This window comes from Nocardiopsis sp. iso_237 (assembly GCF_056173345.1).
The window spans coordinates 197,824-215,668 of sequence record NZ_CM149669.1; the positions used below are offsets into that span (position 1 = coordinate 197,824).

A 17,845-nucleotide genomic window follows, 5' to 3' on the forward strand; every position below is an offset into this window, starting at 1 on the left:
AACACCTTTCTATCGTTGGTCGGACTCGAAAGTGGACCTCACACCCTTCGGGGTGATGGGGAGTGGCTGAAGTGAAATCGAACTTAACCTCCGGCGACTAGAAGCGTCGGGGGGCGCGCTGTTGGGTATCTGAGGAAGCAATCCTTGTGGTTGGTTCCCGCTACCACCTCCAGTAACTCCCACGATCCTGGCCCTTGCGGGTTGGGTTTGTGGTTTGAGGTAGGGGAGTTTGTGGTTGGTGTTTTGATTTGTGAATAGTGTGCGCGAGCATCTTATTATCTGTAGTGGCCAAGTGATAGTGGCACACGGTGGATGCCTTGGCATCAGGCGCCGATGAAGGACGTGGGAGGCCACGATAGGCCGCGGGGAGCTGTCAACCGAGCTTTGATCCGCGGGTGTCCGAATGGGGAAACCTAGCCCGAGTTGTGTCGGGTTGCCGCTACCTGAATGTATAGGGTAGTTGGTGGTGACGCGGGGAAGTGAAACATCTCAGTACCCGTAGGAAGAGTAAACAACAGTGATTCTCCTAGTAGTGGTGAGCGAACGGGGAAGAGGCTAAACCGTGCGCGTGTGATAGACGACAGTCGTTGCGTGTGCGGGGTTGTGGGATGCATCTTTTCAGGTCTGTCGGCCTGGAGCGCTGATGATTTTTCTAGCTGAATCCGTTGGGAAGCGGTACCGGAGTGGGTGAGAGTCCCGTAGGTGAAGGAAGAGTCTAGGTGTTGATGTTCTCCCGAGTAGCGCGGAGCCCGAGAAATTCCGTGTGAATCTGGCAGGACCACCTGCTAAGCCAAAATACGTCCTGATGACCGATAGTGCACTAGTACCGTGAGGGAAAGGTGAAAAGTGCCCCGGTGAGGGGTCGTGAAATAGTACCTGAAACCGTGTGCTGTCAAGCCGTCAGAGCAGTCCTTCGGGGTTGTGATGGCGTGCCTTTTGAAGAATGAGCCTGCGAGTCATGGTGTGTGGCGAGGTTAACCCGGGTGGGGTAGCCGTAGGGAAACCGAGTCTGAATAGGGCGTTTGAGTCGCATGCTGTGGACCCGAAGCGGAGTGATCTACCCATGTCCAGGGTGAAGCGGGGGTAAGACCTCGTGGAGGCCCGAACCCACCAGAGTTGAAAATCTGGGGGATGAGGTGTGGGTAGGGGTGAAAGGCCAATCAAACTCCGTGATAGCTGGTTCTCCCCGAAATGCATTTAGGTGCAGCGTCGCGTGTTTCTTGCTGGAGGTAGAGCTACTGTTTGGCTGATGGGCCCTACAAGGTTACTGACGTCAGACAAACTCCGAATGCCGGTTAAGTGAAGCGTGGCAGTGAGACTGCGGGGGATAAGCTTCGTAGTCGAGAGGGAAACAGCCCAGATCATCAGCTAAGGCCCCTAAGCGTGTGCTAAGTGGGAAAGGTTGTGGAGTTGCCCAGACAACCAGGAGGTTGGCTTAGAAGCAGCCATCCTTTAAAGAGTGCGTAATAGCTCACTGGTCAAGTGGTTCTGCGCCGATAATGTAGCGGGGCTTAAGTACACCGCCGAAGCTGTGAAGTCCAAGTTTATTCTTGGGTTGGTAGGGGAGCGTCGTGCATCCAGTGAAGCTGCCGAGTGATCGAGTGGTGGAGGGTGTGCGAGTGAGAATGCAGGCATGAGTAGCGAAAGCAACGTGAGAAACGTTGCCGCCGATTGACTAAGGGTTCCTGGGGCAGGTTAATCCGCCCAGGGTGAGTCTGGACCTAAGGCGAGGCCGACAGGCGTAGTCGATGGATAACGGGTTGATATTCCCGTACCCGTGCACGAGCGTCCAGTATCGAATCAGGTGATGCTAACCACGCTGGTTCTTGGTGGTCCCTTCGGGGAGTGCCTCTGAACTGGTCTGGGACCCGAGCTTGTAGTAGGTAAGTGATGGGGTGACGCAGGAGGGTAGCTCTACCCGGCGGTGGTTGTCCGGGGGTAAGCGTGTAGGCCGAGGGGTAGGTAAATCCGCCTCTCATGAAGGTTGAGACGTGATGCCGAGCCGTTTTTGGCGAAGTGAGTGATCCCATGCTGTCGAGAAAAGCCTCTAGCGAGTTCGTGTGTGGCCAGTACCCTAAACCGACGCAGGTGGTCAGGTAGAGAATACCGAGGCGTTCGGGTGAACCATGGTTAAGGAACTCGGCAAATTGTCCCCGTAACTTTGGGAGAAGGGGAGCCCTGTCCGGTGAAGAAGCATGCCTTCGGAGCTGGGTGGGGTCGCAGATAGCGGGGGGAAGCGACTGTTTATTAAAAACACAGGTCCGTGCGAAGTCGTAAGACGCTGTATACGGACTGACGCCTGCCCGGTGCTGGAACGTTAAGAGGACTGGTTAGTGGGTTTCGGCCCGCGAAGCTAGGAATCTAAGCGCCAGTAAACGGCGGTGGTAACTATAACCATCCTAAGGTAGCGAAATTCCTTGTCGGGTAAGTTCCGACCTGCACGAATGGCGTAACGACTTCCCCACTGTCTCAACCATGGGCCCGGTGAAATTGCACTACGAGTAAAGATGCTCGTTTCGCGCAGCAGGACGGAAAGACCCCGGGACCTTCACTATAGCTTGACATTGGTGTTTGGGATGGTTTGTGTAGGATAGGTGGGAGCCTGTGAGACTGTCACGCTAGTGGCGGTGGAGGCGTTGGTGAAATACCACTCTGACTGTTTCGGGCATCTAACTTTGGACCGTGATCCGGTTCGGGGACAGTGTCTGGTGGGTAGTTTAACTGGGGCGGTTGCCTCCCAAAGAGTAACGGAGGCGCCCAAAGGTTCCCTCAGCCTGGTTGGTAATCAGGTGTTGAGTGTAAGTGCACAAGGGAGCTTGACTGTGAGACGGACGTGTCGAGCAGGAGCGAAAGCTGGGACTAGTGATCCGGCACCGGCGTGTGGAAGCGGTGTCGCTCAACGGCTAAAAGGTACCCCGGGGATAACAGGCTGATCTTCCCCAAGAGTCCATATCGACGGGATGGTTTGGCACCTCGATGTCGGCTCGTCGCATCCTGGGGCTGGAGTTGGTCCCAAGGGTTGGGCTGTTCGCCCATTAAAGCGGCACGCGAGCTGGGTTTAGAACGTCGTGAGACAGTTCGGTCCCTATCCGCTGTGCGCGTTGGAGACTTGAGAAGGGCTGTCCCTAGTACGAGAGGACCGGGACGGACGAACCTCTGGTGTGCCAGTTGTCCTGCCAAGGGCATGGCTGGTTGGCTACGTTCGGGAGAGATAACCGCTGAAAGCATCTAAGCGGGAAGCTTGCTTCGAGATGAGGTCTCCTGCCTCCTTGAGAGGGTAAGACTCCCTGTAGACGACAGGGTTGATAGGCCGGGTGTGGAAGCCTTGTGAGGGGTGGAGCTGACCGGTACTAATAGGTCGAGGGCTTGTCCGCTGCAGATAATTGGATGTTCGCGCACACTTTGTTCACGAAGCTTGCTCGTGGCTGTCATTCCCTTTCGGGGTTGAGTGGTGGTTGTGGGTGTTGGTTTCCGTGGTGGTTTTGGCAGGAGGGTCACACCCGGTCTCATTCCGAACCCGGTCGTTAAGTCTCCTTGCGCTGATGGTACTGCCCTGTGATGGGGTGGGAGAGTAGGTCGCCGCCACGGTTTTTCTTGGAAGGGGAGGGGAAGGGTTCACGCCTTGGGGTGTGGGTTCTTCTCCTTCTCTTTTTTGTTGCCCTGGTTTGTGCGTTTGTGAAAATGGTGGTGGGCAGGCCTGTGTGGGCGGGGGTGGATGTTCCCCCGGTGTCGGGGTTGGGTGTGGTGGGTGGGGGTTGGCCATGGCGGGCTGTGAAGCCTGCGGACAACCTCCGGACCGGTGAACGGACGGCACGGTCTGGAGCCCGGGGGTGTGGATGTACAGGTGTGTGGCTTCCTCAACCGCGGGCGGTGTGCTCGAAGGCACCCCCGGTGGTTGAACCCGTACGGCGCAAACCCCCTCAGAGCGGGTACGCGCACGCAGGACCCCACGGGTACGAAAGACCCCCGGGGCCTGGGGGCGGCCAGCCGGGGGCTTTGTTGCTCATCAGCAGCAGGGGCCTGCGGACCGCAGTCAACCCCCGCGGTCAACCGTGGAGGTCGGCGGCCTCGATCTCCTCGCGGGTGATGCCCAGGATGAAGGCGATGGTGTCCAGGTAGGGCACGTTCACCGAGGTGTCCGCCTGCTGCCGTACCACCGGCTTGGCGTTGAAGGCCACGCCCAGGCCGGCGGTCTGGAGCATGTCCAGGTCGTTGGCGCCGTCGCCCACGGCGACGGTCTGCTCCAGGGGGACCCCGGCCTCCTCAGCGAAGCGCTGAAGCGTGGTGGCCTTGCCCTTGCGGTCGATGATGGGGCCGACCAGCTCGCCGGTGAGCTCGCCGTCGACGATCTCCAGGGTGTTGGCGGCCGAGTAGTCCAGGCCGAGCCGTTCGACCAGAACGTCGGTGATCTGCGTGAATCCGCCGCTGACGATGCCGCACTCGTAGCCGAGGCGCTTCAGGGTGCGGACCAGGGTACGGGCACCGGGGGTCAGCTGGATCTCGTCCCGGACCAGGTCGATCGCGGAGGCGTCCAGCCCCTTGAGGAGGGACACACGGCGGCGGAGCGACTCCTCGAAGTCCAGCTCCCCGCGCATCGCCTCCTCCGTCACCCGGGCCACCTCCTCCTCACAGCCAGCATGGGCCGCGAGGAGTTCGATGACCTCGCCCTGGATCAGGGTCGAGTCGACGTCCATGACGATGAGGTGCTTGCCTCGGCGGTGCAGCCCGCTGGACTGCACGGCGACGTCCACACCCTGGGTGGCGGACTCCATGGCCAGTTCCGCCCGGAGCTGGTCCGGGTTGCCTCCGGAGATCTCCATCTCCACGGAGGTCACCGGGTAGCCGGAGAGCCGCTCGATGCGGTCGATGTTGGCGCCGGACCGGGCCACGCACGAGGTGATCGCGCCCAGGGCCCCGGGGCGCAGGGGTGCGGCGAGGACGGTGACGTGGAGCCGCTCGGAGGCGAACTCGTTCACGCGCCCGTTTCCGCCGCCGTACTCGACCTCCATGTCGAGGTCGATCGCGGTCTTGTCCAGGGCGGAACGGATCTCCTCGAAGACCCGCTGTCCGCTGACCCCGGGGGCGACCCGCTGGTCGACCTCCAGGACCGAACCCAGGACCAGTCGGCCGCCCAGGACGACCTGTTCCAGGTCGACGATGGTGACGGGAAAGACGGAGAGGGTGCTCAGAAGGCGTGCGCTGATGCCTGGGCGATCGCGCCCGGTCATCGTGACCAACAACGTGGATTCATCACTCATGGCACCACCCACGGTACTCGGCCGTGGTGCGGAAGTGACGGGCAGGGTCCGAGGTTTTCGCAGCTAGTTCACTATGTGGACACCCTGCGCTCACTTATCGCGGCGACCCTTGCGCTTCTTCTTGACCTTCTTGGCCTTCACGTCCACCCCGCCCAGCATGCAGGTCCCGGTCAGGCGCACGACCGGCGCGTTCGGGTCCGTCACCTGGTCCGTTCCGTGGAGGTCCGTGCCGCCCAGGATCGCTGACGTGTTGTTGATCACCCGCACGCCGTGGGGCACCGTGATGTCGACCCCGCCCATGATGACGGCGACCTGGATGGTGACCTCGTGCTGGCTCAGCACCGCCTCGCGCAGGTCCAGTTCCACCCCGCCGCAGAGCACCGACACGTTGGTGCGGGGCTCCACCAGCCACCGGCCGCGCCGCTCGCAGCCGCCGAAGACCGCCACGAGGTTCTCCGAGCCCTTGCTCTGTCCGGCCAGGTCACGGGCCTCGCTGCCGAGGATCTCCATGCCGCTGTCGGGGTCGCTGCGGTCCATGGACATGGAGGTGAAGGAGGGGAGGGCGGGTCCTCCGGGGCCGGGCAGGTCGGAGGTGATCGGGGCGAGTTCCCCGATGGTCTTGGCCCGGTACAGGGTGTCCAGCCGTTCCTCGTGCTCTACCGGCGAGAGCCGTCCCTCGGCGAGGGCCTCGCGGAGCCGTTCGGCAACCTGGTCCCGGTCCGCGTCCGAAGCTCGGATGTGCTCGGGCTGCATGATGACGGCTCTCCTCCTCGGTGGGTCGGCCACGAACGGCCTCTCCCCACCAGTATCGGTCTGATCGGTCCCACGGTGGATCAGGTGATTCCCCTGGCTTCACCCCGAGAAAACCCGACGCCCCTCCCAGGGTCCCCTCTGATCCAGGGGCGCGAGCGGACCCTGCCCCTACCCCGGGGCGGCGTGGGCGGCCTCTGGCCGCGTGCGGCCTGGGCAGTCACCAGGGGGGAGGCCCTGGACATCCACCAGCCGAGGCCACGGACGTCCTCCACCTGCGGACGCCCTCCACGAGTGCGGGTCACGGGCCTCGGGTCCGATCCCGGGGTCGTCCTCCACCCGAGGGTCCTCCACCCATTGGTGGCCGGTCTGCGCTGCCACCGCTCCCACGACATCGCGCTGGTCGACCAGTGCCTCATCGCCCCACTCCTACCCCAGGGCGGCGTGGGCGGCCACCAGGGCACGGCGGACCGCGGCGTCCAGGTCGCGCAGGGCCCGAGCCCGTGCGTCGGCCTGGTGGGCGTTGAGTCCGCGCCCCGACCCGGGCTCGGCCAGTTCCACGATCTTCGCGAGCCGGACCGCCTGCGCGGCGACCCGGTGCGCCCGCGCGGGGTAGCCGTGGGCGAGGAGCGGGGGACCCGTGTCGCCCAGCTCCCCGTGCACGGCGGGCGAGAACCCCGCCACGTCGTCCACGGACTCCATCTCCTGGACCACGCGGAGCAGGGTCAGCTTCATCTGCCGCTCCGCGTCGGGCAGGTCGGGTACCTGGGGATCGGTCCCGTTCGCCCGATACGGGGCCCAGGAGACGCCCACGTAGGATGAACCACGCCGGTCGATGGTGGGCACCAGGCCCACCTGCCGGCCGGTGAGCCGCACCAGCACCCCCTCCTGTGCCTCGATGGCGGCCTGGTTGAGTTCGGCCGGTCCCACCAGTCCGAACGGGTCACCCCAGGTGGGCAGCGCCAACCGGAACCCGGACAGTCCCAGGCCACGAAGCTGTACCAGTGCCGTCCGCAGCGGTACGCCGCTGTCGAACGGCAGGTCGCCTGGGGGTACTGTCCCGATCAGGTTGGGGCCGCTCCGGCGCTCGACGGCGTCGACGGCGTCGTCCAACCCGACGTGGCCGGACAGCCAGGCGTTGCCCCAGGCGACGAGCGGTGCGGACGTCAGATGCATTACTTCAGGGTAGGGCGGCCCGTGCACCGGCGTGGGACGTGACGATAGGAGGATGATGGACGGGCGTGTTCTGGGCCTGAACGGGGTCACGGTACGACGGGGCGGCGAGAGGCTTCTCGACGGTGTCGACTGGTCGGTGCTGGAGGGCGAGCGCTGGGTGGTGCTCGGCCCGAACGGAGCGGGCAAGACCACCCTGCTGAACGTGGCCTCCAGCCAGCTGTTCCCCACCGAGGGCCGGGTGGAGATCCTGGGGGAGCGCCTGGGCGGTGTGGACGTGTTCGAGCTGCGCCCGCTGATCGGCTACGCGGGGGCCTCCGTGTCCGGTCGGATCGAGCGGGGGACGCCGGTCCTGGACCTGGTCGTCAGCGCCGCCTACGGCTACCTCGGACGGTTCCGTGAGGAGTACGGGACCCCCGACTACGGGCGGGCGCGTGCCCTGCTGGGCCACTGGGGGGTGGCCGACCTCGCTGACCGGGATTTCCACACCCTGTCCGAGGGCGAGCGCAAGCGGGTGCTGATCGCCCGCGCGCTGATGTCCGACCCGGAGCTGCTGCTCCTGGACGAGCCCGCGGCCGGTCTGGACCTGGGCGGCCGTGAGGACCTGGTGCGTCGGCTGAGCAAGCTGGCGGCCAACGAGATGGCGCCCGCGCTGGTGGTGGTCTCGCACCACGTGGAGGAGATCCCGCCGAGCTTCACCCACGGGCTGCTGCTCCGTGACGGCCGGGTCGTGCAGGCCGGTCCGTTGGACGAGGTCATGACCGCCGAGAACCTGGGTGAGACCTTCGGGCTTCCGTTGAAGGTGGAGCGGGACGGCGAACGGTGGACGGCGAAGGCCGTCTCGTAAATAGGGGACGTTTATATGCGCGGAATGTATTGTCCGTAAAACCTATTTCCGTCCGGATGTGGTCGTCCCGGAGGGGTATGGGGTAGCGTCAACGTTCAGTGAGCGGATCGCTCTATTTCGGCGCGCGTGGATCATCCCCCGGGGCGAGCCGCGAGGGTGCGGTCCGCTCCCACGCTGCCTGCCACCCCCGTCAGGAGATCCGGAGCTGCCGCAGATGCCGCTGTTGAACACCGATACCCGGTTCGACGTCGGGAGGGTGGGTTAACCCATGGCCCCGATCATCATCGTCGTTCTCTTCGTTGCCGTACTTCTGATCATCTTCTGGCGAAGTGTGCGTATCGTGCCGCACTCGATGGAGGACGTCGTCGAGCGCTTCGGTAAGTTCCACCGAACGCTCAGTTCCGGATTCAACATCGTGATTCCGGGTGTGGACCAGGTCCGCGAACGGATCGACCGCCGTGTCCAGGTGGTCAGCTTCCCGCCGCAGTCCGCGATCACCGAGGACAACCTCGCGGTCGAGGTCGACTCGGCGGTCTACATTCGGGTCGTCGACGCCTACCGCGCCACCTACGAGGTAGCCAACTTCATCCAGGCCGTCGAGCAGCTCACGCTCGCGACCCTGCGCAACGTGATCGGTGGCATGAACCTGGAGGGCACGCTCACCTCCCGGGACCAGATCAACCGCGAGCTGAAGTCCGTCCTGGACGAGGCCACGCGTGACTGGGGCATCGAGATCAGCCGGATCGAGCTCAAGGGCATCGAGCCGCCGTCCTCCGTGCAGGAGGCGATGGAGATGCAGATGCGCGCGGACCGCGAGAAGCGCGCCCAGCTGCTCAGCGCCGAGGGTGAGAAGCAGGCCGCCGTCCTGCGCGCCGAGGGTGAGCGTTCCTCGTCCGTGCTGCGGGCGCAGGGTAGCGCCGAGGCGCAGATGCTCACGGCCAAGGCCGACGCGGACGCGCAGACCCTGCGCGCCCGGGGTGAGGCCGACGCCATCCACATGGTGTTCAAGGCGCTGCACACGAGCCGGGTCGACCCGGACGTGCTCGCCTACCAGTACCTCCAGAAGCTCCCGGAGATCGCCAAGGGCGACGCCAACAAGGTGTGGGTGGTCCCGGCGGAGATGGGCAAGGCGCTCCAGGGCGTCAGTTCCGCCTTCGACCGGATCCAGAACGAGGTCGTGAAGCTCCCGACCTGATCCGTTCCGTACCGGCCACCCGGGGCCCCGCCGACATACGTTCGGCGGGGCCCCGCGTGTGTTCCCGGTCTCCCGCGTTCCCGGTTCCCCGTGTGTTCCCGGCTCTCTCGGTTCTCCGGCCCGGACCCCCGGGTGTGGTCCCGGTCACCCCGGCTGACCAGCCCCGGTCCGAAGGCCGTCCGACCGGGTCTCGTAGTCTGTTCTGGCCCTCGACGGTCGGGGAGCGACGGATCGGGAGGGCGCCGCGATGGAACTCTGGGAGGCGCTGGCCATCCTGCTCGCCGGTGTCGCCGCGGGTGGGATCAACGCCATCGCGGGTTCGGGCACGCTCTTCACGTTCCCGGTGCTGCTCGCGCTCGGCTACCCGCCGATCACCGCGACCGTGTCCAACAGCATCGGCCTGGCCCCCGGGACGCTCAGCGGCACCATCGCCTACCGGCGCGAACTGGCCGGGCAGAGGTCCCGGCTGATCCGGTTCGGCACCATGTCCTTCTTCGGGGCGATGACCGGAGCGATGCTGCTCATCTACCTGCCCTCGGGCGTGTTCGAGTCCGTGGTGCCGTTCATGATCGGCGGCGCCTGCGTGCTGATCATCTTCCAGCCCCGGATCACCAAGTGGGTCCGGGCGCGCAGGCCCGCCTCCAAGAACGGCGGCGTCCTCATGCCGCTGGGCGCCTACGGTGCCGGCACCTACGGCGGGTACTTCGCCGCCGCGCAGGGGATCATCCTGGTCAGCCTGCTCGGCGCGACCCTGGACGACGACCTCCAGCGGCTGAACGCCCTGAAGAACGCGCTCGCCACCATCGCCAACTGCACGGCGGCGGTCTTCTACATCGTCCTCGCGTCGCCCGCCTGGCCGGTGGTGGGCCTCATCGCGGCCGGGACGATCGTCGGCGGCTACTTCGGGGCCAACTACGGCCGAAGGCTCAGCCCGACCGCGCTGAGGATGGTTCTCGTGGTCGTCGGCCTGACGGCCGCCGTCCAGCTGCTCATGGGACGGATCTGACCCCGGTCCGCGACCGGTCGGCCCCTGGACCGGGTCTGCCCTGGAAGCCAGCCAACCCCTGAGACCGGTCAGCCTCTGAGACCGATCAGCCCTTGAAGTAGCCGCGCCGGTCGGCGTCGTCGATCAGGGCGGTGGCGTAGGCGCCCAGGGCCTCGGAGCCCTCGGAGACCAGCTTCACCTTCTCCAGGACCTGGGCCTTGGTGACGCCGAAGCGCACCCACGCGCCGCCCTCGTTGTGCCAGTTGGCGAGCATGGGGGCCAGCCGGTCGACGGCGCGGGCGAACCGCGCCTCCGGGGTGCGGCGGGCCTCGAACTCGTCCCACAGTTCCCGGGCGCGCGCGGCCTGGTCCTCGGGGAGCAGGGGGAAGAGGCGGTCGGCGGCGGCGCGTTCGCGCTCGTCCTGCGTCTCGGTGTTGACCGGGTCGAAGAGGAAGGTGTCGCCCGCGTCGATCTCCACGATGTCGTGGATGAGGAGCATCTCGGCGGCGCGGTCGATGTCGGTGCCCTCGGGAGCGTACTCGGCGAAGGTTCGGGCGGACAGGGCCAGGTGCCAGGAGTGCTCGGCGGAGTTCTCCCGCCGGGAGCCGTCCACCAGCAGGTTCTGCCGCAGGACGCGCTTGAGTTTGTCCACTTCGAGGATGAAGCGCAGCTGCGCGTTCAACCGCTCGTTGTCGACCCCGCTGGCAATGACCGGTGCCGGTTCCGTCACGTGGTTCGCCCTCCTGATGGATGAGTCGAAACGGATCAGGTGGGACCGCGGACGCGGTCGCCACTGGATGATCCCATGGAACGCGTGCCGACTGTCGCGACGGCGTCCGGGAGGCGGACGCGGGGGAAGGCCGCGGGGTGGTGTGGGTGAACACCGTCCGTCACCGTGTCCGCACGCGTGCGGTCGGGGACGGGTCGGGCTCCGGTCAGTGGCGGGCGGGTGCCTGGACCTGCCGTGAAGAGGTCAGGTGCAGGTGGAACCACTCGGTGAGGGCGCGGTCGGTGAGCACCCCGGCGGGGGTGAGCGGACCCGGTTCGAGGCCGGGCTCGGGGCCGATCGCGTGGGCGAGGTCGGGGACCACGATGTGACGGAGCGCATGTTCGGGGGCGCGTGCGGTGCCGGACCGCGCGAGCGCGCCCTGGAGCGCGTCGTGGAGGGCGCGGCCGTGCTCGGGAGGGGAGACCTCGTCCAGGCCGCCGTTGACGATGAGGACGGGGACGCCGGTGCGGGAGAGCGTCTCGGCGTGCGCGGTCAGGTCCAGCCAGCCGCGGGCCCGGTGGGCCTGGGCGCTCCACTGGTAGGGGGCGCCCGTGCGGTGTTCGCGGGCGGCGACCACGTGCGCGGGGTCCACGATGGGGTTGATGACCGCGGCGGCGCCCACCGGGAGCCGGGTCTCGGCCAGGGCCAGGAGGGCGGCGGTGGCTCCCGCGCCCACGCCGACCAGGCCCACGGGGGTGTCCGCGACCGGGAAGACCGCTCTCAGTTCGTCGGTGACCCGGGGCAGTTCGGCGGCGGCCTCCTCCACGACGGGGCCGAAGAGTTCGAGGAGGTAGTCCTGCTCGCCGCGCCGGTTGATCTCGGCGACGCCCCCTTCGGGCAGCCGGGCGCCGAACTGGGGGAGGCCGAGGTGGATCCGCCAGGCGGGAAGCGGTGCCATGGGGATCGCTCCGGCCAGGGCGGCCTGGCTGCGCGGCGGCTCGAAGGCGTGCAGGCCGACGACGAGCGGGGCCGGGCCCTCAGTGGCGGCGGCGGGGGGCAGGGCGAGGAAGGGGACGCCCGCGACGGTGCCGGTGACGGGTGCGGTCGTGGTGGGACCTGTGGTGTCGACTACCAAGAACGGTCGCCTCCGTCTGGTTCGGAGAATCGGGAGAGGTAACTGCTCACGAGTCGCTTGGCCTCGTGGACCAGGGCGGGGTCGCCTTCGGGGTTGTCACGGAAGGCGAGCTTGAGGACGGCGTCGGCGGCCTCGACGGCCACGTGGATGGCGCGGTCGAGTTCGGTGTCGTCGGGGATGCCGGTGACGGAGACGATGATCCGGCGCAGTCGCACCGAGATCACACGGTTGTTGTCGCTGCCGCCGCTGAGGAGCCGGGGGTCGACGATGTCTCCGAAGTGCAGGCTGCGGAAGCCGGGCACGTTGCGGTGCATGTCGATGTACTCGTCGATGATGGCGTCGACGGCGATGGTCCAGTGGGTGAACTTGGTGTCGGCCAGCCGTTCGGTGACCCGGGCGCCGAACTGGTCGAGGAAGCGGAGTCCGAGGGCCTGGGTGATGGCCTTCTTGTCCGGGAAGAACTGGTAGACGGAGCCGATGGCCACTCCGGCGCGTTCGGCGATCCGGGTGGTGGAGAGGTTGTCGTACCCGACCTCGTCGAGGAGGTCGGCGCAGCAGTCGAGCATGCGCTGGACCCGGACCATGCTGCGCTGTTGGGCCGGGAGCCTGCGCAGGGGTGCCTGCGCGAACGCGAGTTCGTCGTTGGCGACGCTGGAGGGCCCACGGCCCTCACGCGTCGCGGCGGTCCCGTTGGTCGCACCGGGAGCCCGTCGTGCGCGAGGGGGCGTTGAGCTTCGGGAATTAGTCGTCACGAAACCTATGATGCCTTTCCGGAATCACCTGGTTCCGGGGAATTCCAGTTTCGTGCGGAGGAACCTCGTGCGGGGGCGCCGACGCCCCGTGGGGGCGGCGTTCTCCGAGGTGGGGGCGGGTGTCCGGAGTCGGAAACGGAGTTGCCCCTTTGGTCTGTTGTGTTCCCTGATGTCGCTTTGCGTAGTCGGGTTGTCGCGTCGTGAATGGCGCTGCCGTGCCCCGCGTGGGCGGTCGTGGCATCGTGGGGCCCGTGCCCGACGCCGTGCACGCACCCCTCCAGGAGGTTCTGGCCATGACCACCGCAGCCCCCGACACCACGCCCGAGGAACTCGACGCCGTGATGGAGCGCGCGGCCGCCGCCGCCCCGCTCCTCGCCGCCCTGCCCGCCACCGATCGGGCCCGCGCGCTGCGGGCCGTGGCCGACGCCCTGGACGGCGCGGCCGACTCCCTCGTCCCCGTCGCGATGGCCGAGGCCCGCTACCCCGAGGCGCGCTGCCGGGGTGAGCTGGGCCGGACCACCTTCCAGCTGCGCCTGTTCGCGGACGTCCTGGAGGAGGGCGAGTACCTGGAGGCGATGATCGACCCGGCCGACCCGGACTGGGGCACGCCCCGGCCGGACGTGCGGCGCCTGCTGGTGCCGCTCGGGCCGGTGGTGGTCTTCGGGGCCAGCAACTTCCCCTTCGCGTTCTCCACGGCCGGGGGCGACACCGCCTCCGCGCTGGCGGCCGGGTGCCCAGTGGTGGTCAAGGCGCACCCCGGCCACCCGGAGCTGGCCCGGCTCACCACGGAGCTGGTCGTGGCGGCACTGGCCGAGGCCGAGGTGCCGGAGGGGGCGTTCGCCCTGGTGAGCGGCTTCGAGGCGGGTAGGAGTGCGGTCACCCACCCGCTCACGCGGGCGGTCGGCTTCACCGGATCGATTCCCGGGGGCCGCGCCCTGTACGACCTCGCCGTCGCGCGTCCTGAGCCCATCCCCTTCTACGGGGAGCTCGGCAGCGTCAACCCGGTCTTCGTGACCCGCGCGGCGATGGCCGCCCGGGGTGAGGAGATCCTCGACGGGTACGCGGGTTCGGCCACGCTGGGCGCGGGCCAGTTCTGCACGAAGCCGGGGGTGCTGTTCGTCCCGGAGGGGGCCGGGCTGGACGCCCTGGTCGGTGACTTCGAGGGCAGGGCCGCCGCCCCGCTGCTCAACGGGCGGGTGGCGGAGGGGTTCGCGCGGGGTGTGGACGCCCTGTCGGCCCATCCGGCCACGGAGGTGCTGGTCCGGGGGCGGGAGGGCGCCGAGGGGTGGTCCCCGACCCTGCTGCGCACCGGGCTGGACTCCCTGCTGGAGCACTCCGAGGACCTGCTTACCGAGTGCTTCGGGCCGGCCACCCTCGTGGTCACCTACCCCGACGAACGCCGTCTGCTGGAGGTGGGCGGCGTCCTGCACGGCCAGCTCACCGTGACCGTCCACGGTGAGGAGGACGACCCGATGGCCGCGGCGCTGCTGGCCCTGGGCGCCTCCGTCGCCGGGCGGGTGGTCTGGAACGGCTGGCCGACCGGGGTGGCGGTCACCCACGCGATGACCCACGGCGGCCCCTACCCGGCCACGACCGCCTCCGCGCACACCTCGGTGGGCAGCACCGCGATCCGCAGGTTCCTGCGGCCGGTCACGTACCAGTCGGTGCCGCAGCCGCTCCTGCCGCCGGAACTGAGGGACGGCAACCCGAGGGCCGTCCCCCGGAGGGTGAACGGCGGGTTGCCGACGGAGTGAGCGACCCCGTGTGACGTGCGGCGCGGCGCCCCCGGGTGCCGCGCCGCCGTCACGTTCACGACCGGGCGGCGTCGTAGCTGCTGCGGAAGGCCGCGATCCGGGAGTACCTGGCCCTGGCGCCGAGGTAGGCGGGGACGATCAGCAACAGGAACAGGACGGTCGGGGTGAGCTGGAACAGCGTCAGGGGCTCGAAGTCCGGGCCGATGATCTCCGCGAGCGGGCGGAACGTCACGAAGACCATGATCACGAAGAGCGGGGCGAGGTGGTGGTGGGGGTCGCTCCGGCGCTCCAGCCGGTCGGCCAGCTGGCGGGCCAGACGGTTGGTCTCCGGGTCCGGTCCCAGCTCGCCCGAGGCCGCCTGGAGCCGGGCCGTGGCGTAGCGGACCGGGTCGGTCTCGGACACCTTCGGCAGGCTCCGGGCCTCGAAGAACAGCAGCAGGCCGCACAGGGCGGCGACGACCAGCGTCGCCGTCAGGATCGAGGCCAGCAGCCAGCCCGGGGCGCCGGTCGGGTCGGCCAGACCGGGCGTGGAGGAGAGCAGGGCCAGGAGTGCCGTGACCGCTCCGGCGACGAGACCCCCGCCGACCGCGAAGGCGCCCGGGTGGCCCTGGGCGTGGACCCGGATCCGGGAGCCGAGCACCTGGAGGGCGGTGGGTCGGGGAAGGGCCGTGGGTCGCGCGTTCATCGTCTGCTCCTTCTGCGCCTGGCTCTGCGCCGGGGGTGATGGCCCAGAATCTACGCAGGTGGCGGGGGCGCCACCATGCTCTTTGGTCAGCACCCGGGGGCGGAGTTCCCCAACTTTCGTCAGGTTGTCGGCCTCCGGTGGCGGGCGGTCGCGCCGGGCTCCTAGGTTGGCGCCATGGACCAGAACCCCGCGTCACATCTCCGACCGCTCGTCCGCGACCTGCCCAAGGTCGAGCTGCACGTCCACCTTGAGGGCTCCATGCCCGCCGAGACCCTCTTCGAGCTCGCCGGGAGGCACCGGGTGGAGGACATCCCGGCCACCCTGGAGGAGCTCCGGGAGTGGTATGTCTTCACCGACTTCCCGCACTTCATCGAGGTGTACCTGGCCTCGGTGCGCACCCTGCGGGAGGAGGCCGACTTCGACCTGCTGGCCTCGGTGGTCGCGGAGCGGCTGGCCGCGCAGAACGTCCGCTACGCGGAGGTGCACGTGAGCCTGTACACGCACCTCATGCGCGGTGTTCCGGCGAAGGTGGTGTTCGACGGGATCGAGCACGCGCGGATGCGCGCCGAGCGCGAGCACGGCATCCAGCTGCGGTGGATCCCGGACTTCCCCGTGGACTTCGGGGTGGAGTCGGCGGAGCGCACCCTGGACGCGGTGCTCCGGGAGGGCCCGCCCAGCGTGGTGGGGTTCGGGGTCGGCGGGGTGGAGGGCCCGCTCGGCCCGTTCGCGGACGTGTTCGGCCGGGCCCGCGCGGCCGGGCTGGCCAGCCTTCCGCACGCCGGTGAACAGGCCGGGCCGGAACGGGTCCGGGAGGCGCTGGACCTGCTGGGCGCCGAGCGGATCGGGCACGGCATCGACACCATGAAGGATCCGGCGCTCGTGGAGCGGATGGTGGACGCCCAGATCCCGGTGGACGTCAGCCCGACCTCCAACATCCGCACGCGCGTGGTGGACCGGATCGAGGAGCACCCGTTGCCCGCCATGCTCGACGCGGGCCTGCTGGTGACCCTCAACAGCGACGACCCCACCCTGTTCGGCAGCGACCTGAGCGGTGAGTACGGGATCGCGCACGACCTGGTGGGCGCCGAGGGGCTGGTGCGGTTGGCCCGCAACGGCGTGCACGCCTCCTACCTGGGCGCGGCCCGCAGGCACGCGCTGCTGGCGGAGATCGACGCGGTGGCCGAGCGGCACGGGGTGGCCTGACCGCCGTCCGGGCCCGGGGAAGCCCCGGGCCCGGACCACCTCAGCGGTTGGGTCCGTAGGTGAGGCGGCGCAGCACCGTCTCGGCCGGGCCGCGCCGACCGCGACGGCGCATGAGGTCCGCGAGGACCACGGTGACGGCCCACACGGCCACGGCGATGCCGACGGCGACGGCCGGGGACGTGAGCTGCACGTGGAGGGTGTAGGAGGCGAACAGCACCGTCCACGCCACCGACTGGGCCAGGTAGAAGGTCATGGAGCGCTGGCCCAGGGCGGACAGGGCGTCGGTCACCGGCCCGCGCCGTGCGTTCAGGCGGATGGCGGCCAGGGCGATGAGCGCCGCGTAGCCCAGGCCTCCCGCGTAGCCGGTCACCTGGTGCAGGGGCGAGACGAGCAGGACCGCCAGGGGCGTGGGGTCGGCCCACACGCCGACCTTCGTGAGGGCCAGCGGGAGCCCGCCGAGCACGGCCAGCGGGACGCCGACGAACGCGGTCGCGCGCAGCAGGCGCAGGTGCTCCTGCGGCTTCTCCAGGACGCGGTGCCGGGCCGCGAGGACGCCGACCAGGAACGGGACCACGGTGCTGAGGAACATCACCACGATGAGGACCGCGTAGAAGGTCAGGCGGAAGACGAGCTCGTTCACGAAGCCGTCGGGCATCAGGAGGGGGGTCTCCTCGGTCATGGCCTGCCCGGCGGCCATCAGGGCGTGCGCGGCGGCGGCCAGCGGCATCCAGAGCAGGGCCAGCACCACCAGGGTCCGGTCCCGGAACCGCAGCACCCCGACGAGGAGCAGCGACACCAGGCCGTAGACGCCCAGGATGTCCCCGAAGAAGAGCAGCGCGGCGTGGGCCACACCGAAGACGACCAGCCAGAGGCCGCGTCGGCGCAGCAGCCCCCGCGTGCTGCGCCACTCGTGGCCCTGTTCGGTCCGTCGACGGTGGATCTGGGCGAGGCCGTAGCCGAACAGCGCCGCGAACATCGGGTACGCGCGCAGGTCCACGAACATGACCGTGCCGCCGGTGGCGATCCGGTCGAGGAGGGTCGTGGTGACCTCGGTGCCGCCGATGAACAGGGTGAACAGGTGCGCGTGGGCGAGTGCGATGAGCAGGAGCATGATCCCGCGCGCCAGGTCCGGTGCCAGTGAGCGCCGGTCCGGCGGAAGCGGGCGGTCGGAGGTGTCCGGGGTGGGTGGGGCGGACGTGGACGGCTGGGCCATGGTGGTCTCCGGTGGGGTGGTGGCGGCACGCTCGTTGTGGACGATGTACACGCCAGGGTGGGAGGGTGTGGGGATCGGGCGGGTAGTGCACCCGTGTGTACACACTAAACAACAAAAAATAACTCTGTCAAAGCCCTTTTTCTAGCGGGAATACGTAATCAATGCACTAGTGCACCTGGAGCGGTG

The 17,845-nt window shown here is 68.0% G+C and carries 13 protein-coding genes and 2 rRNA genes; 7 read left to right on the top strand and 8 right to left on the bottom strand.

Annotated elements, in window-relative coordinates:
* The first annotated feature begins 285 nt into the window (after positions 1-285).
* Together AC0VYM_RS01010 and rrf are read left to right on the top strand one after the other, a co-directional pair.
* Positions 286-3,375, top strand: a 23S ribosomal RNA gene (locus tag AC0VYM_RS01010).
* Between the two features lie 97 nt (positions 3,376-3,472).
* A 5S ribosomal RNA gene (gene rrf, locus AC0VYM_RS01015) occupies positions 3,473-3,588 on the top strand.
* A gap of 458 nt (positions 3,589-4,046) precedes the next feature.
* Here the strand turns inward: rrf and serB are convergent.
* The 3 genes from serB to AC0VYM_RS01030 all read right to left on the bottom strand — a co-directional run bounded on the left by serB (position 4,047) and on the right by AC0VYM_RS01030 (position 7,184).
* The gene (serB, locus tag AC0VYM_RS01020) at positions 4,047-5,258 is read right to left on the bottom strand and encodes a phosphoserine phosphatase SerB (RefSeq protein ID WP_475457895.1); all 1,212 of its coding nucleotides are present in this window, start codon (positions 5,256-5,258) and stop codon (positions 4,047-4,049) included.
* Positions 5,259-5,348: 90 nt separating this feature from the next.
* A complete protein-coding gene (locus tag AC0VYM_RS01025) occupies positions 5,349-6,011 on the bottom strand; it encodes a DUF1707 SHOCT-like domain-containing protein (protein ID WP_475457897.1) in 663 nt (220 codons plus the stop codon).
* 426 nt (positions 6,012-6,437) lie between these two features.
* Positions 6,438-7,184, bottom strand: coding sequence for a hypothetical protein (locus AC0VYM_RS01030; protein WP_475457899.1), 747 nt, complete (start codon positions 7,182-7,184; stop codon positions 6,438-6,440).
* A gap of 55 nt (positions 7,185-7,239) precedes the next feature.
* On the opposite strand from AC0VYM_RS01030, the gene AC0VYM_RS01035 reads away from it, so the two are divergent.
* The 3 genes from AC0VYM_RS01035 to AC0VYM_RS01045 all read left to right on the top strand — a co-directional run bounded on the left by AC0VYM_RS01035 (position 7,240) and on the right by AC0VYM_RS01045 (position 10,229).
* Positions 7,240-8,028 (top strand): ABC transporter ATP-binding protein, encoded by a 789-nt coding sequence (locus tag AC0VYM_RS01035; RefSeq protein ID WP_475457901.1) that lies wholly within the window; start codon positions 7,240-7,242, stop codon positions 8,026-8,028.
* A gap of 268 nt (positions 8,029-8,296) precedes the next feature.
* Positions 8,297-9,223, top strand: coding sequence for an SPFH domain-containing protein (locus tag AC0VYM_RS01040; RefSeq protein ID WP_475457903.1), 927 nt, complete (start codon positions 8,297-8,299; stop codon positions 9,221-9,223).
* Positions 9,224-9,470: 247 nt separating this feature from the next.
* A complete protein-coding gene (locus tag AC0VYM_RS01045) occupies positions 9,471-10,229 on the top strand; it encodes a sulfite exporter TauE/SafE family protein (RefSeq protein ID WP_475457906.1) in 759 nt (252 codons plus the stop codon).
* Between the two features lie 85 nt (positions 10,230-10,314).
* Here the strand turns inward: AC0VYM_RS01045 and AC0VYM_RS01050 are convergent, their stop codons facing one another.
* The 3 genes from AC0VYM_RS01050 to AC0VYM_RS01060 form a co-directional block, all read right to left on the bottom strand.
* Complete coding sequence (locus tag AC0VYM_RS01050) at positions 10,315-10,938, bottom strand: HD domain-containing protein (RefSeq protein WP_475457908.1); 624 nt, start codon at positions 10,936-10,938, stop codon at positions 10,315-10,317.
* Between the two features lie 205 nt (positions 10,939-11,143).
* A complete protein-coding gene (locus AC0VYM_RS01055) occupies positions 11,144-12,052 on the bottom strand; it encodes an alpha/beta hydrolase family protein (RefSeq protein ID WP_475457910.1) in 909 nt (302 codons plus the stop codon).
* The gene (locus AC0VYM_RS01060; protein WP_475462900.1) at positions 12,046-12,636 is read right to left on the bottom strand and encodes a TetR/AcrR family transcriptional regulator; all 591 of its coding nucleotides are present in this window, start codon (positions 12,634-12,636) and stop codon (positions 12,046-12,048) included. The genes AC0VYM_RS01055 and AC0VYM_RS01060 overlap by 7 nt, the downstream gene beginning before the upstream one ends.
* Positions 12,637-13,097: 461 nt before the next feature.
* Here AC0VYM_RS01060 and AC0VYM_RS01065 point away from each other — a divergent pair, with 461 nt between their 5' ends.
* Complete coding sequence (locus tag AC0VYM_RS01065; RefSeq protein WP_475457912.1) at positions 13,098-14,558, top strand: aldehyde dehydrogenase (NADP(+)); 1,461 nt, start codon at positions 13,098-13,100, stop codon at positions 14,556-14,558.
* Positions 14,559-14,613: 55 nt separating this feature from the next.
* On the opposite strand, the gene AC0VYM_RS01070 is transcribed toward AC0VYM_RS01065, so the two are convergent.
* A complete protein-coding gene (locus tag AC0VYM_RS01070; protein ID WP_475457914.1) occupies positions 14,614-15,243 on the bottom strand; it encodes a hypothetical protein in 630 nt (209 codons plus the stop codon).
* Between the two features lie 174 nt (positions 15,244-15,417).
* Between AC0VYM_RS01070 and add the strand changes: the two genes are divergently transcribed.
* Positions 15,418-16,446, top strand: a complete 1,029-nt coding sequence (gene add / locus AC0VYM_RS01075) for an adenosine deaminase (RefSeq protein WP_475457916.1) — start codon at positions 15,418-15,420, stop codon at positions 16,444-16,446.
* Positions 16,447-16,486: 40 nt separating this feature from the next.
* On the opposite strand, the gene AC0VYM_RS01080 is transcribed toward add, so the two are convergent.
* Positions 16,487-17,659, bottom strand: coding sequence for a DUF418 domain-containing protein (locus AC0VYM_RS01080; protein ID WP_475462901.1), 1,173 nt, complete (start codon positions 17,657-17,659; stop codon positions 16,487-16,489).
* Positions 17,660-17,845: the final 186 nt, after the last annotated feature.